Raw genomic sequence first — 15136 nt, 5'->3', positions numbered from 1 at the left:
ATATTGAATCGATAACTTAACCAGAATGGAGATTTTCTCTGTGAATCCAGAAAGAGAACGAAGACTTTTTAGCTGGCTTTATGTATGCATGTATATGGCTTTTTCCTTTGGTTTAACGCAATTTACTCCGTTTTTATCAAAGATTGGCTATGATGAAATGGAACGCGGTATTTTATTGTCTTCCTATGCCTTAATTACGATTTTTTTACAGATGTTCATCGGTTTTTTCGCGGACAAATATCAGACGATTAAGCGATTCATTGTCGTGCTGATGATCATCTATTTACTAACTACCTGCCTGTTTTATCTAACGGAATCCAAGCTCTTTTTCCTGCATCTATTATTGCTAGCAATAAGTGGTGGCCTCATTAATACTTGCACTGGACTAAGCGACACCTGGATTTTGAAAAGTAGCCCTTACCTACGAAATAACTTCCCATTTATCAAAGCATTCGGCTCCATCGGCTGGGCTTGCGGTAGTATTTTATTGTCTTTTTTAATCGCAAAAGCTGGTTATACAGGGCTTAGTTTTGGGATTTTTATATTATCCATGTTTAGTTTAATACTCATTTTCTTTTTGAAAGACGTTGGTAAATCTGCCCAACATAGCGCAAAAGTAACGCTGGCTGATTTCAAGGAAATTATTTTTAATAGGGACTACCGTTTGTTAGTCTTTATCTTATTTTTACTTTACAGCGTCATCATTGCGAACAACATCACCGTGGTCGATAAAATGTTGCAACTCGGTGCCTCCGACTTACAAATCGGTTATAAATGGTCGATTCAATCGTTGCTTGAGATACCGGCCTATTTATTCGGAGCTACTTTTTTGCGCAAGTATAGTAATTTTACCTTGTTGATGATTTGTGCCGTAGCGCTTACAACGCAATTTATTGGTTTTTCACTCACAGAGAACGTCTGGGTCATTATTTTGCTGAGTGGGTTGCAATTCTTAACCACGCCGATCATCATGATTGCATCGAAACAGTTAATTTTCCACATGACGACAGAACGAATGCAGTCGACCAGCCAATTATTTGCGCTAAGCATCTTCACCGGGCTATCCTCGTTACTCGTGCCGATTGTTGCTGGATCGCTCATAAAATACTTGAACGTAAATCTGACTTTACTATTATTAGCGCTACTCCCCGTCATTGCCTTCGTATGCATCTTCTTCTTGAAAAAACGGGTCATTATTCACACATAAAAAAACGGATTCACTAGTCTATGATGCTGACCAGTGAATCCTGTTTTTGTGGTTCTATAATAAATGTTGGGGTAGAAAATAATCTACCTCAGCATTTTTTTGTTCTCATTTCAAGACAAAAAAATACACAGTAATATCAACATCCTTTAAGATAAAAGTGACGAAACCCAATCCAAAGGAGCGATATTACCATGCCAGACCATTTTATCATACAACTCATCGGTTTAGAAAATAAAAACATCCAACTTCTTGATTATTCGATTGAAAATCATATCTGCCACATTCATATCCAACTAAAACGAAAAAAACATGCCTGCCCCTCTTGTAAAACACGGACAGATCGCATTAAAGACTATCGTACGCACACTTTCCAACATCTAAAAGTCGCAGAAAAACGTGTCTATGTGTACTATCGAAAACGCAGATATGTTTGTTCCTGCGGAAAATCATTTGATGAAAAAAATCAAGGACTTGTGGCACGCTATCAGCGTTTTTCAACGCTTTGGCACCAAGCGGCCCTTTTTCATAGTATTTCCGCTCCGTCCTTTACCTATACTGCTAAAACATTTGGAACAACCGCACCTAAAATTATGCGCCTATTCGACGCGCGCACAGAAACCTTTTCCTCGCCTCCCGTCGCTCTTCCTAAGGTGATCGCTATCGATGAGTTCAAGGGAGATACCGACAAAGGTAAATTCCAACTCATTATCGCTGCCCCCATGACTCGTCGCCCCATTGATATCTTAGAAAACCGTCGCGCCAAAACCATTCAACGTTATTTAAGAGAACGCGGGCAGCAGGTAGAGATGGTTATCATGGATTTGAGTTCGACCTTCAAAAACGCTGTGCAACAAGCCCTTGACAAACCAGTTATTATTGCCGATTCTTTCCACTTCTCTCGCTACATCTATTGGGCACTGAATAAAGTCCGCATTCGTGTTCAACAACATTTTTCAGAAAAAGATCGCAAGCACGGCAAACGCATACAAAAACTCCTTTTTAAGCGATCTCACAAGCTGGACACAGCGCAAAAAAGCATCATTCGCCGTTACTTAAGCTTGCACCCTGATCTACAAACCGCCTACACCATCAAGGAAGCCTATCAGGCTTGGTTTGATGCCAATAAAGCACAAGAACGCCACGACGTTCGTCAATCCTTACACGATTTCTATCAACTCGTACAAGACAAACAGCTTCCAGAATTCATAAAAGCTATCGGCACTTTTCGACGCTGGGAAACAGAAATCATCAATGCCTTCATTTACCCACATCTGTCCAATGGCTTCGTAGAAGGAATTAACAACCGAACCAAAGTTATCAAGCGCACTTCTTATGGCTATCAAAACTTTTCACGATTCCGCGCCAAAATACTTGCCCAGCACTTTATCAAAGATTTTGACATTTCTGTAGGCTAAAAAGAGATACAAGCCATTGTTCCCCTAGCTTGTACCTCGATATTTCACCCCAACAATTGACAAAGAGCCGTTTTTGTTTATACGTTGAATAGGAAATGAACGACGTCTCCATCCTTCATCACGTACTCTTTACCTTCCGAGCGCAGTCGACCAGCCACTTTTGCGGCTTGTTCAGAACCATGCTCTAACAAATCATCATAAGAAACCACTTCGGCACGGATAAATCCACGTTCGAAATCGGTGTGAATAACGCCAGCACAGGCCGGAGCCTTCATGCCATTGCGGAATGTCCAAGCACGAACTTCTTGAACACCAGCCGTAAAGTAAGTAGACAAGCCAAGTAGCGTATACGCCGCACGAATCAATTGATCCAGGCCAGACTCTTCAATTCCTAGTGCTTCCAAGAATTCCGCTTTATCTTCATCATCAAGCTCCGCAATTTCTTCCTCCGCACGCGCACAAATAACGATAACCTCAGAACCTTCAGAAGCTGCGAATTCACGTACTTGTTGCACATATTTATTGTTCTCTGGATCGCTAACCTCATCCTCAGCAACGTTCGCTACATATAAAACCGGTTTACGAGTCAATAAGAACAATCCACGAACAATTTTATCCTCATCTTCATTAAATTCTACCGAACGCGCTGGCTTTTCATTTTCCAACGCCTCTTTTAATTTCAAAAGAACGTTATATTCCGCGATCGCGTCTTTATCTTTTTGCTTCGTTGCCAGCTTTTCAACACGGCTAATACGCTTATCAACCGTCTCTAAATCTGCCAAAATAAGCTCTAAATTAATAACCGAAATATCGTCCAGTGGATCAATTCGGCCTTCCACGTGCGTAATGTTTTCATCTTCAAAACAACGCGTTACGTGACAAATCGCGTCCACTTGGCGAATGTGAGATAAGAACTGGTTACCAAGCCCCTCACCTTTACTCGCGCCTTTCACAATTCCTGCAATATCCGTAAATTCGAATGTTGTCGGTACTGTTTTCTTTGGTTTTACAAGCTCCGTCAATTTATTCAGACGCGCATCAGGAACCTCAACAATTCCCATATTCGGTTCAATCGTCGCGAAAGGATAGTTTGCCGCTTCCACTTTTGATTTCGTAATTGCGTTAAAAAGTGTCGATTTCCCAACGTTCGGAAGACCAACAATACCAGCTGTTAATGCCATTTAAATGAACTCCTTTGATCGAAAAGCACAGTCGCTTTCCTCATTTTATAATACACTCATGTCTCCATTATAAAGGTTTTCCCACTAAAAAGACACAAGAATTTGCCATACGTCACCTAAACCGTATTTCCGATATCATTCAGCTTGTTAATCTCCGCATTCATACTCCCCAACATATCAATCGACAGCTCGTCCATCACCTGCACCAACCGCTTCACGACCGCATTATAATTATCCAACTCCTTGCGAAACCCCTTCGCATCCCCGACCAAAAGCTCATGTTCCATCGTGCTCAAATATTTATTGCTATAATTAAACGTCGACACAATCAACTTCACCTTCTCCAAATCATCCGGAAAATAAATACTCATCAACTCAATCTCATGAATATATTTCTCCGTCTCATTCCGATTCTCAATCAACCGCGCCCGCAACTTCTCACTATCTAAAATCTGCCCAATATCCTTAATAAAACGCATAATTTCCTCATTCTTATAAATCGCCGTGTTCAGCAATCCATACGTCTTCTCTATCTTCTGAAAAAGCAATTCCTTGTATAAAAATTCAGCCTGAATCTGCCGCTCTTTCCGCGCGTTCAAATCAATCTCATCCCGTAACGCCTTATTCTGCTGCTTCGTCTCACTAAAAGCAAGCATCACCGCACCGATAATTCCAAAAAACGAGCCGATAAAGTTATACATACCATCAATCGTCAGCTCATTATCAATACTCCGCGTCAAAACAGGCACAATAATGAAGAGCAACCCAACGATCATAATAATCAGCATTAGCCAATGGTCTTTTAGAAATCGAATCATATGCCTCATCTCCCTTTTGCGTTCCCTATCTTATTCCCCAGAAAGATACGACAAAAACTAGTTTAATATTAGATTACTGACCTCTTCCTTACCATGGAAGTGCTCTTATATGTAAGAAAAACCGACAGAGCATCACGCCCCATCGGTCCATCCTATATTATTTCAAATCAGCAATATGTTTCTCCAAGTCAACGCCAGTTCCTTTTGCTACGCGTTCTGCAAATACCGGCTCCACTTGATAGAAATTGCGCAGGTTACGGATTTTGATATCCTCACGAACGCCTTCCCAATCACCAACAATATTGTTCACTAGCGCATCACGTTCGCCGTCAGAATAACGGTTCCAAACTTCGCGCGCATGGCCAAAGTTATTCGGTTTCTCTTGCTCCAAACGTCCAACTTTACCAGCGATCAAATCTTGCTCATCTTCCACATAACGTGGCTTCTCTTTTGGCGTCGTATCATAACTATTTGGCTCATAGTTAATCGAGCTCGTTTGCTGCTTGAACGGCATCGCGCCATCACGCTGATTGTTATTCACATCCACTTTTGGACTATTAATCGGCAATTGCAAGTAGTTCGGGCCAACGCGGTGACGCTGCGTATCCGAATACGAGAACAGACGACCTTGCAACATACGATCCTCCGACGGCAAAATTCCAGGTACAAGTACGCCAGGATTGAAACCAACCGATTCCGTTTCCGCAAAAATGTTCTCCGGATTGCGATTCAACACCATTGTCCCAACGTGCTCATATGGGAAAACATCCTCAAACCAATCTTTCGTCGCATCAAGCGGGTTGAAATCATAGTTATCGATGTCAGCAGGGTCAAGCACTTGAATGTAAAGCTCCCACTCAGGGAAATCACCGTTTTCAATCGCTTCATAAAGATCGCGAGTCGCATGGCTAAACTCTTTCGCTTGGATTTGCGCCGCTTGGTCCGTCGAAAGGTTCACGATACCCGCTTTTGGCACCCAACGCATTTTGATGTAAACCGTTTTGCCCTCTTCATTTGTCCATTTAAAAGCATGAACACTCGAACCACGAATTTGGCGGAACGAAGCAGGAATACCCTCATCACTAAATAGGTATGTAATCATCGTCGTAGCCTCAGGAGTCAAGCTGAAAAAGTCCCAATAACGGTTCGCATCTTGCATGTTTGTACTTGGATCTGGCTTCAAAGAATGAATAACATCCGGGAATTTAATCGCATCACGAATAAAGAATACAGGCAAGTTATTACCAACAAAATCGTAATTTCCCTCTTCCGTGTAAAATTTAACCGCAAAACCACGTGGATCACGCAACGTTTCAGGAGAATGTAAGCCATGAATTACAGTAGAAAAACGAGCGAAAACCTCTGTCTCTTGCCCTTCTTCTTGTAAAAATGCAGCTTTCGTGTATTTCTTCATACTATTCTTAACTGTAAATACGCCATGCGCGCCGATTCCACGAGCATGTACCACACGTTCCGGAACACGTTCCCGATCAAAATGAGCTAGCTTCTCGATTAACACGTAATCTTCCAATAATGTAGGACCACGATGCCCAGCCGTCATTGAATTCTGATTATCACCGATTGGAACACCTTGGTTTGTTGTTAGTTTTTTTGTCATACACACATACCTCCGTTTTTATAATTATTATAAAGTAATACTAACTCCATTCTACAAAACATACGCTCGGAAAACAACTATTAGACCTTATCAATACAAGTTTTTGCAGAATGTAAACGAATCATTAATTGTATTTTGTTTCCACAAAAACACCATTATTTACATTAATATCACGCTTTCGTATACTTTCTTTCATTATCAGATCTGAACGCGAAATTTGTTCTCCAATCTGTCACCCCCTCCCCTAATTTTATATGTTATCTTTAAGATGTCTTTGTGATATGCTTAGAAATTTTAGATTTTACAGTATATTGCGCGCGACAAAAATCAAAAGGAGTGGTTACATTTATGAATAAGAACACAGTCAAATTAAGTTTATCAGTTTTAACAGCTGCAGCAGTTCTCGTGGCACCTTTACAATTATCTGCAGACGGAGGAGTAAAATCTCTTTCTAGCATTACAGCCCAAGCTGACACGTACACTGTAAACAGCTTTGCGGAACTAAAAAGTGCATTAGAACAAAAATCAACATCTGACACGATTGTTTTAGGTGCTGATATCAAAGCAACAGCCAACGTTTCTGTTACAACGAACCGTGCTGCCGTTATCGAAGGAAACGATTACAAATTAGACATGGGTGCCTACATGCTTAACTTTACACAAGGCGGTATGTACTATATTAAAGATCTAGACATTAGCTCGACTGGTAGTTACGGCGCTTTCCGTTCTGACGTCTTTGCTAACCTAACTTTCGACAACATCACTTTCACAGGAAAACAACTAGCTTACATTCCAAAAGGAGCTATCAATTTTGATAACACAAATACATTAGAAACAAACTCAACACTAGAAATCGCAAAAGTAAATAGCCTTTCTTTTAGTGCTGGATCCGTATTTAACGCTACTACAAAAGCAGATGCCTTCTTAATGGCACAAGCAAATCCACAAGTTACTGTAGATCAAAACGCTACTGTAAACATTACATCTGCGAAAAAAGCCTTCAACTTGACTGGCGCAACAGGAAAATTCCAAACAGCTACAGGATCTTCTTTGACAACAGATACAGTGGACGTAGCTTTATACATCAACGGCTCTCCGACATTTGGCGCCAATTCAAACACAGAGCTTTCACAACAAGCAACAGGTACGTTAGGCCTTATTTATGCATCAACAGGCTTGAATGTTGAAAAAGATGCTAACTTTGTTTTAAATGGTAGCGTAAAATCAACACAACTTATCAGAACTGCTAAAGCCGCTATTAATTTTAACGACGTAAGCAATGTATACTTGAAATCCAACAACACAAAAGGCAATATCTTCAGCCTAGGATCTGGAAGCTTGGTAACTTTTGATGCGCCACAAACACTAACTCTTGGCAAGAAAACAACAGACGATATCTATACAGCGACAAATCTACGCGCATCTTTAGCTGGATCTGGGACAAACCTATCCGTTCAATCATTCGCGGGCAATAACTCTATTGTCTCTTATGACTTCAAAACAATGGGTTCGTTCAAATTAACAAAATAAGGCCGACCTTGCGCTAGACATGAAATCATGCTATTCTAAAGGTAATTCATATTCTCGTTCCCGATAAGGGGAGTAGCAGCAATAGTAGAGTCGTCAGTACGGGGCAACCCCGGCTCTACTAGCAATGATGTCATTGTTTGCGAGACCTTACGTTTCTTACGTAAGGTCTTTTTTGCGTACTTTTTTCGGGAAACGCAGTCTATGAAAATCGCACAAAAGGAGACGATAGTATGGCTTTATTCGATTTTTTGAAAGATATGGCAACAGAAAAAGTAACAGATTTACTCGGCGGTGCAGGTGATGTCGTCAATCAAGTAACAGGCGGCGCAACAGATCTCACAGAGCAAGCACAAAACTTAACAGAACAAATCAACCCCGAAGAAATCACAGGTCAAATCAGCGAACAAGCTGGCGGCCTCGTTGACCAAGTAACAGAAAACGCAAATGTCACAGAATCTCTAGGTGATGTTGGAAATATCGTGAGTGGGATTAAAGATTTGTTTGGTGGGAAATAAGTAATTGGGCTTTTATGTAATTAGAAAATATAAAGGTACTATCGGAATTTGATAGTACCTTTATATTTTTTCTAGAATTTTGCGACTAATTCCTCATAATTTTCCTTGCTTCCAATTCTGGCTTACATTAACTGATACAAACAATCATCATAACCACCCATTTTTTCATTTTAATCTCTCTTTTCTACGTAAATTTATCAAATGTATGATACTATGTTCATATTAATACATTATCAAATATTACAGACGAGGGTGGATAATTTATGAAAAAATATATCTTTACGGGATTAATAATTATGGTCGTTGGGCTTGCTGCATACTTTACCTATCAATATTACCATACTAAAAATATGGCTATTGAATCTTATGAACAATACATGAAAAACCAAGGTGTCCCTAAATCAGACATAAAAGAATCCTCAACCACTTTGAATATACTTTCTGGGAATTTTGAGACAACAACATACTATACTAGCGATCCTGATTACAAATATGAATATATCTACTTTAAAAAATCCAATGAAACCATTCTTCTTGTATATTCCATTCCTCTTGGTGGAAATTCTGGTGTGGACAAGGGTATGAAATATAAAATTTTAGAAAATGAATAAAACCAGATACTTCATCAAAATTATAAGGAGTGCACTCATGTGAGTATTTCAAAAATAATTTCCAGTATTTTTCTAGTTGCATATGCTATCCTCTTTATAAATATAATGTATAGCATTATTCAAACACAAGAAGGCTTTGCGTATCCTATTTGGATTCAAATACTACTCGGCCTCTCCTTTTTAGCCGTAGCATTGCTAAATTTCACTAATAAACGCTACATTTTTGGCGGTGTCCTAGCAAGCGCAGTTCTCATGCTTGGAATTAGCATCATCGTTACTTCCATGCCATGACAAGAAGCATCTGGGACAAAACGCGAGATAGGGCAAAAACGCCCTTCCCTTTACTTCGGGTAGGACGAAAAATTTTGCTTTACACAAATCGAGCGAAAGCGTTTGTATTCAGGGAGTTTGGTGGAAGCCGGAAGCGGATCATACTTGTGTATGTGATGACTGAAAACAGGGAGAGGGTAGTTTCCTCGACCATGTAAGAAGTTACGCGAAGCGCAGCGTAGAAGAACCGCAAAGATGTAACGCATCCTTGTTCTAAGTCTCCTACAGGAACGCCTATTCGCGATGCTCGCTCATAGGCATATTGGGGCTGTAACTCACTCTGTTTCGTACAGCCCCAACAATGCGAACGCTTGCCGCCGATTTATCTGGGTTATGTCCCAGACCTTTCTATTTTATATCCACTATTCCTCCGCCTTCTCCAAAACTCGCTTCACTTTCTTCGTAAACTCGCGTCTTGGAATCATCACGCTATGTCCGCAACCTTCGCACTTTATTCGGATATCCATTCCGAGTCGAATAATACGCCAACGATTGGTACCACAAGGGTGAGGCTTCTTCATTTCTACGATATCGTTTAAATTAAAAGTATGCTCCATAACACTTAATCCTCATCAAATTTAATATCTAAAATATCTAAAATACGACCAAGATCATCCTCAGACAAGAACTCAATCTCGATTTTACCTTTATTATCGCGACGTTTAATCGAAACGGCCGTTTTAAATTTATCGCGTAATTGAGATTCACTTTCTTTGATAAAAATGGGTATTTTTTCTTGTTTCTTCGGTGTTTCACGTGAAACATTGTCGTTTAAATCTCCGACTAATTTCTCCACTTGGCGAACCGTTAAGCCTTCTGCAACCGCCTTTTTTGCAACTGGTTTGATATTTTTCTTATCTTTCAAACCTAGTAACGCACGCGCATGTCCCATTGATAAGGAACCATCGCGAAGCATCACCTGAACTTCTGCTGGTAAAGAAAGCAGGCGTACCATATTTGCAATATAAGGACGGCTTTTTCCTAAACGATCTGCTAATTTGGCTTGGGTCAAGTCTAGGTTTTTCATTAGGAGATCGTAGGATTCAGCTTCTTCAAGCACAGATAAATCCTCGCGTTGTAAGTTTTCTAAAACGGCTAATTCCATCATTTCACGGTCGTCCAGGGTACGAACAACGGCTGGAATGGCTTCCAATCCCGCTTCTTTTGCAGCTCGGAAACGGCGCTCACCGACAACAATTTCGTAGCCTTTAGGTTCTGACTTGCGCAGGATGATTGGTTGCAGGATTCCATGAAGCTTGATTGAATCACGAAGTTCGCGAAGAGCTGTAGGATCAAATGTTTTACGTGGTTGATATGGATTCGGGCGTATTTCGCTGACAGGAATGTTTTGAACTGCTTCTTCATTCTGATCGACGTTGTTGAACAACGCGCTAATACCTTTTCCTAATCCTTTAGCCATGTGCAATCACTTCCTTTGCAAGATCTAGGTATACTTCTGATCCGCGAGATTTCGCATCGTATAAAATAATTGGTTTGCCGTGACTTGGCGCTTCACTCAAACGGATATTACGCGGAATAATTGTTTCAAAAACTTTATTTTGGAAGTATTTCTTCACTTCGTCAATGACTTGAATTCCCAAATTGGTTCTGGCATCAAGCATTGTCAGTAAGACTCCTTCTATTTGTAAGTCTGCATTCAGATGTTTTTGCACGATTCGAATTGTGTTTAATAGTTGGCTCAAGCCTTCTAAAGCGTAATACTCGCACTGAACTGGGATTAAAACTGTGTCAGAAGCGGTAAGAGCGTTTAGCGTAAGCAAGCCCAAGGATGGCGGACAATCAATAATCACATAATCATAGTTATCACGCACGGAATCGATCGCCTTTTTCAGACGGATTTCACGTGATATCGCAGGAACAAGTTCAACCTCTGCACCAGCAAGTTGAATCGTCGCAGGAACCACTTCTAATGTTTCCATCGCTGTTGGTTTAATAACATCTTTGAGGGCAACGTCATCCACAAGTACATCATAGATACAATGCTCGATCTCACCTTTATTAATGCCAACTCCGCTCGATGCATTCCCCTGAGGATCAATGTCCACAAGTAGTACTTTTTTACCTAGAAACGCAAGACTGGAACTTAAGTTAACCGATGTCGTCGTCTTGCCTACGCCACCTTTTTGATTTGCCAGTGCGATCACTTTGCTCAATCTATTTCACCAACCCTCACATATTAATTTTATAACACCAGAACGAGGAAAACTTATTCCATGATTCATAAACGTGTCAATGCGCTTAATTTTACTACGCTTCTCATACTCTATTCTATCAAAAAAAGAAGCTTTAGTCTTACTTTAAGCGAAAATAAATTTTTAAGTATGAAAAAGCTGCACCTAAATATGAAAGGTACAGCTTTTTTCTTATGCTTTTTTGCGAATAAATAAGGCAATAACTAAGCCGATAATCGCCATCACAAGTCCGAAAGTAAAGGCGCTACGTGCTCCTTCAACGAGTGATGCTGCTACATCTTGTGGTCCTGGATTCGTCACAGCGGCCATATAAGATTTTTGTCCTGCCGACATAATCGTGATCGCAACTGCCGTACCAATTGCTCCTGATACTTGTTGCAGCGTGTTCATTACCGCTGTACCATCTGGATACATTTTTGGTGGTAGTTGGTTCAAACCGTTCGTTTGCGCTGGCATCATGATCATACATACGCCGATCATTAGTGCGCTGTGCAAGAGAATGATTGTGCCCGCAGATGTGTCGAGTGTGATTTGCGTCAGGAACCATAGCGTGATCACTGACACGATAAAACCTGGAATAACGAGTACACGCGCTCCGAATGCATCGAATAAACGCCCTGTAACTGGTGATAGTAAGCCGTTTATGACCCCACCTGGCAAAAGTACTAACCCCGCCGAGAATGCTGCTAAGGCGAGCCCTGTTTGCAAATAGATCGGTAACAAAATCATCGTGGATAGGATAATCATAAACGCGATGAAAACGATCAAAAGTCCGACCGTGAACATTGGAAACTTGAAAACGCGCAAGTCCATCATCGGCTGATCCATTGTAAGTTGGCGCCATGCAAATAGGCCTAGGCTGACTAAACCAATGATCATCGTCGTGATAACAAGTGCGCTACCCCAACCACTTTCACCAGCACTACTAAAGCCATATACAATTCCCCCGAAACCAAGCGTCGACAATACAATCGATAAAATATCAATGCGCGGTCTCGTTACTTCTGATACATTTTTCATATAACGTAGTCCGAAAAGTAAAGCAAAGATGAGGAACGGTAATGAAATCCAGAAAATCCAGTTCCATGTTAAGTTTTCGATAATAAGACCTGAAATTGTTGGTCCAACAGCTGGCGCGAACATGATAACGAGGCCAATTAACCCCATTGCCGATCCGCGTTTATGCTCTGGAAAAATGACTAAAATCGTGTTGAACATAAGTGGTAGCAAGAGTCCTGTTCCAATCGCTTGGATAACCCGAGCGATTAATAAAATTCCGAAATCTGGTGCTATTGCTGCTATAAATGTTCCGACAATTGAAAATCCAACTGATGCAAAAAATAGTTTCCTCGTTGTGAACCATTGTAAAAGTAGTCCTGATACTGGTACTAAAATCCCTAATGTAAGCAAATATCCAGTCGTTAACCACTGAATGGTTGCTGGTGTTACATCAAAAACGCGAGTCAAATCGGTAAGTGCCATATTTAAAGCTGTTTCACTGAACAAGCCTATAAATCCTGCAATTAGAAAAGCCGTGACGATTGGTACTGTTTTAAATCCTTGTCTTTCTTCTGCTGTTACTCTTCTACTCAAAGAAATTCCCCCTTTTCACCTCAAATGCGTGAAGGTTTAATTTTAAAGGTTTTATCGAGTAAAGTCAAGCAAACAAGAACATACGTTTTTACTTAGATACTTGCATGCTTACCTCTTCAACAAAAAATAAAGCATTTAAAAAGCAGCCATACATGATACTTCGCTAAAATTCAGCGCGTCGGAAAATTCTTACTATAGTACTTATCTACTTCCACAATAATTAAAGATAGCTCCTAATTTAATTAGAAGCCATCGCCTTGCTTATTATACTATGTTTAGTGAATCGTCAAATGATCCTCTTTGAAATCCGTTGATACATCTAGCACTTCACATGCTTTTTGATACATGCGCACTGTCATATCAGGATCACCCGCTTCTAATCGCGAAATAACAAGTGGTGATAAATCTGATTTCAGACCTAAATCAAGCTGCGACCATTTCTTCTTCACTCGTTTTGCAAAGATAAATTGACCTAAGCGAGCTGAGAAACTTTCTAAGTAATGCACGATTGCCTCGTTCTTCCACGCTAAATCTTTCAGCGTTTCGAATTCGTAATCGTCTTTTCCAATGCTTAATTTCGCTTCAGAACGGCGCAAAAAGATACGTTTTACTTCTTCACGATACGCTCCCATGTTGTCATTAAACGGGTTACGATCTTTAAAATAGCCTTTTACAAAGCAATAATATGTTTCTGTCTCTGAAAAAGCGGTGAAGTAGAGTAACCGACAATTTTTATCTTTAAAATGCACTTTCATTTCTTGAATTGGTTGATCCACCGATGTTTCAATTTTATTTGTTTGCAGAGAATAGGATTGATTTTTACCGATTGTTAAATGTATTTCAGGTAGAATCTGCTTTCCGGTGGTTAATTTTCTCGTTTCTGCCTTTTCGAGTTGTAGTAATCCTTGAAGCAGTAAGGTCGACATTAAAGGTTGTTCGCTGATTAGATTGTGTAGGAAATCATATGCTTGAAATTCATCTTGTTCATCTCTTACAAAAATTATTTTCGCCATATTGTTCGCAGTAACATTTCACATGCACTGCTACCCTCCTTTATCTATCGTTCTACCTTTATTGTATCGGTTTTCATAAAAAATTGCACCTTCCATGCGTGACTAATCGTAATTCTTCATTTTAAGTAGAAATAAAAAAACAGAAATTCTATGTCGAAAATCTGTTTTTGAAGAATTATTTTGCTTTTTGCTTCGGGATTTGGATAGTGATTTGGTAGAAATCATCGGATTCTTCCTCTTCTACTTGTAGATCCATTCCGTTATCTTGCACCATCGTAACAGACTGCTTGATCGTGTTAACTGCGATTCGCACGTCTCGACTGATTGCCTGGCGTTTTGGTTTTGCTTTTTTGGGTTTTGGCTTCGCGGTCAATGTCTGAATATGCGCTTCCGTTTCTTTCACGTTCCATTTGTTTTCGATCACTTTTGCGAGGACATCCAGTTGCTGTTCTTCGGTTTCGAGTGCAAGCAGGGACCTTCCATGTCGTTCTGAAATTTGCTTGTCTAAAACGGCTTGCTGTGCGGCTTCTGGTAACCGTAGCAGACGTAATTTATTCGCAATTGCAGACTGACTTTTACCCACGCGTTGAGCCAGCGCTTCTTGTGTGACATCTTGCATATCGAGCAAACTCTGGTACGCTTTAGCTTCTTCAATTGGCGTGAGCTCTTCGCGTTGAAGGTTTTCAATGAGAGCAATAGACGCCACTTCGTCATCCGTTAAATTTTGAACGATAGCTGGAATACTGTCCCATTCTAGTGAAGAAACTGCGCGAAACCTACGTTCACCAGCGATAATCTCGTATTTTTCAGGCTCATATTCGCGCACAACAATCGGCTGAATAACACCATGAATACGAATTGTTCTGGCCAACTCCTCAATTTTGGACGCATCAAAGACTGTTCTAGGTTGGTAACGATTCGGAATGATTGCTGCAATAGGAAGTTCCACGATTTGCTGTAAAAACTCCTCTACTTTTTCTTCCGTTTCAATCTCAATATATTCCTTATCTTTCTTTCCGAATAAGCGCGAAAAAGGCATTTCAATCATCCCTTCTAAAGTTAAACGTGAGCTACATCACGCTCTATCTACTT

15 protein-coding genes are annotated in these 15136 nt (G+C 40.4%); 6 read left to right on the top strand and 9 right to left on the bottom strand.

Features of this window, described 5'->3' with window-relative positions:
* Positions 1–40 precede the first annotated feature (40 nt).
* Positions 41–1207: an MFS transporter gene (locus tag UE46_RS00170; RefSeq protein WP_118907320.1), complete on the top strand. Its 1167-nt coding sequence runs from the start codon at positions 41–43 to the stop codon at positions 1205–1207.
* A gap of 191 nt (positions 1208–1398) precedes the next feature.
* Positions 1399–2622, top strand: coding sequence for an ISL3 family transposase (locus UE46_RS00165; protein WP_118907319.1), 1224 nt, complete (start codon positions 1399–1401; stop codon positions 2620–2622).
* Between the two features lie 77 nt (positions 2623–2699).
* Here the strand turns inward: UE46_RS00165 and ychF are convergent, their stop codons facing one another.
* The 3 genes from ychF to UE46_RS00150 form a co-directional block, all read right to left on the bottom strand.
* Complete coding sequence (gene ychF, locus UE46_RS00160) at positions 2700–3803, bottom strand: redox-regulated ATPase YchF (RefSeq protein ID WP_036061050.1); 1104 nt, start codon at positions 3801–3803, stop codon at positions 2700–2702.
* Between the two features lie 116 nt (positions 3804–3919).
* On the bottom strand, positions 3920–4621 hold the full coding sequence (locus UE46_RS00155) for a hypothetical protein (RefSeq protein WP_036061049.1): 702 nt from the start codon (positions 4619–4621) through the stop codon (positions 3920–3922).
* 157 nt (positions 4622–4778) lie between these two features.
* Positions 4779–6239: a catalase gene (locus tag UE46_RS00150; protein ID WP_036061047.1), complete on the bottom strand. Its 1461-nt coding sequence runs from the start codon at positions 6237–6239 to the stop codon at positions 4779–4781.
* 348 nt (positions 6240–6587) lie between these two features.
* On the opposite strand from UE46_RS00150, the gene UE46_RS00145 reads away from it, so the two are divergent.
* The 4 genes from UE46_RS00145 (at position 6588) to UE46_RS00130 (ending at position 9186) form a co-directional block, all read left to right on the top strand.
* A complete protein-coding gene (locus UE46_RS00145; protein ID WP_036061046.1) occupies positions 6588–7769 on the top strand; it encodes a pectate lyase-like adhesive domain-containing protein in 1182 nt (393 codons plus the stop codon).
* Between the two features lie 230 nt (positions 7770–7999).
* The gene (locus tag UE46_RS00140) at positions 8000–8284 is read left to right on the top strand and encodes a hypothetical protein (RefSeq protein ID WP_036061045.1); all 285 of its coding nucleotides are present in this window, start codon (positions 8000–8002) and stop codon (positions 8282–8284) included.
* Positions 8285–8547: 263 nt separating this feature from the next.
* A complete protein-coding gene (locus tag UE46_RS00135; RefSeq protein ID WP_036061043.1) occupies positions 8548–8895 on the top strand; it encodes a DUF3139 domain-containing protein in 348 nt (115 codons plus the stop codon).
* 105 nt (positions 8896–9000) lie between these two features.
* A complete protein-coding gene (locus UE46_RS00130; protein WP_143812855.1) occupies positions 9001–9186 on the top strand; it encodes a hypothetical protein in 186 nt (61 codons plus the stop codon).
* Between the two features lie 401 nt (positions 9187–9587).
* Here UE46_RS00130 and UE46_RS00125 read toward each other — a convergent pair whose 3' ends face one another.
* The 6 genes from UE46_RS00125 to noc form a co-directional block, all read right to left on the bottom strand.
* Positions 9588–9782, bottom strand: a complete 195-nt coding sequence (locus UE46_RS00125) for a DUF951 domain-containing protein (protein WP_036061040.1) — start codon at positions 9780–9782, stop codon at positions 9588–9590.
* Between the two features lie 5 nt (positions 9783–9787).
* Complete coding sequence (locus UE46_RS00120; RefSeq protein WP_036061038.1) at positions 9788–10645, bottom strand: ParB/RepB/Spo0J family partition protein; 858 nt, start codon at positions 10643–10645, stop codon at positions 9788–9790.
* Entirely contained in the window at positions 10638–11399 is a 762-nt protein-coding gene (locus UE46_RS00115; protein ID WP_036061036.1) for a ParA family protein, read from the bottom strand. Before UE46_RS00115 ends, UE46_RS00120 begins: the two co-directional genes overlap by 8 nt.
* 210 nt (positions 11400–11609) lie before the next feature.
* Entirely contained in the window at positions 11610–13031 is a 1422-nt protein-coding gene (locus UE46_RS00110; protein WP_036061034.1) for a DHA2 family efflux MFS transporter permease subunit, read from the bottom strand.
* 275 nt (positions 13032–13306) lie between these two features.
* Entirely contained in the window at positions 13307–14044 is a 738-nt protein-coding gene (locus tag UE46_RS00105) for a helix-turn-helix domain-containing protein (RefSeq protein WP_036061031.1), read from the bottom strand.
* A 175-nt stretch (positions 14045–14219) separates the two neighbouring features.
* Positions 14220–15083, bottom strand: a complete 864-nt coding sequence (noc, locus tag UE46_RS00100) for a nucleoid occlusion protein (RefSeq protein WP_077912519.1) — start codon at positions 15081–15083, stop codon at positions 14220–14222.
* Between the last annotated feature and the right edge of the window lie 53 nt (positions 15084–15136).

It is taken from the genome of Listeria weihenstephanensis (genome assembly GCF_003534205.1).
GTDB lineage: Bacteria > Bacillota > Bacilli > Lactobacillales > Listeriaceae > Listeria_A > Listeria_A weihenstephanensis.
The sequence above is the reverse complement of the archived record's forward strand: the minus strand, read 5'-3'. Positions and strand labels throughout refer to the sequence as shown.

Bases quoted from the DNA above. Each gene is read 5' to 3' on its own strand.
- UE46_RS00165 (WP_118907319.1), top strand. From the start codon at position 1,399: ATGCCAGACCATTTTATCATACAACTCATCGGTTTAGAAAATAAAAAC.
- ychF (WP_036061050.1), bottom strand. From the start codon at position 3,803: ATGGCATTAACAGCTGGTATTGTTGGTCTTCCGAACGTTGGGAAATCG.
- UE46_RS00155 (WP_036061049.1), bottom strand. From the start codon at position 4,621: ATGATTCGATTTCTAAAAGACCATTGGCTAATGCTGATTATTATGATC.
- UE46_RS00150 (WP_036061047.1), bottom strand. From the start codon at position 6,239: ATGACAAAAAAACTAACAACAAACCAAGGTGTTCCAATCGGTGATAAT.
- UE46_RS00145 (WP_036061046.1), top strand. From the start codon at position 6,588: ATGAATAAGAACACAGTCAAATTAAGTTTATCAGTTTTAACAGCTGCA.
- UE46_RS00140 (WP_036061045.1), top strand. From the start codon at position 8,000: ATGGCTTTATTCGATTTTTTGAAAGATATGGCAACAGAAAAAGTAACA.
- UE46_RS00135 (WP_036061043.1), top strand. From the start codon at position 8,548: ATGAAAAAATATATCTTTACGGGATTAATAATTATGGTCGTTGGGCTT.
- UE46_RS00130 (WP_143812855.1), top strand. From the start codon at position 9,001: ATGTATAGCATTATTCAAACACAAGAAGGCTTTGCGTATCCTATTTGG.
- UE46_RS00125 (WP_036061040.1), bottom strand. From the start codon at position 9,782: ATGGAGCATACTTTTAATTTAAACGATATCGTAGAAATGAAGAAGCCT.
- UE46_RS00120 (WP_036061038.1), bottom strand. From the start codon at position 10,645: ATGGCTAAAGGATTAGGAAAAGGTATTAGCGCGTTGTTCAACAACGTC.
- UE46_RS00105 (WP_036061031.1), bottom strand. From the start codon at position 14,044: ATGGCGAAAATAATTTTTGTAAGAGATGAACAAGATGAATTTCAAGCA.
- noc (WP_077912519.1), bottom strand. From the start codon at position 15,083: ATGCCTTTTTCGCGCTTATTCGGAAAGAAAGATAAGGAATATATTGAG.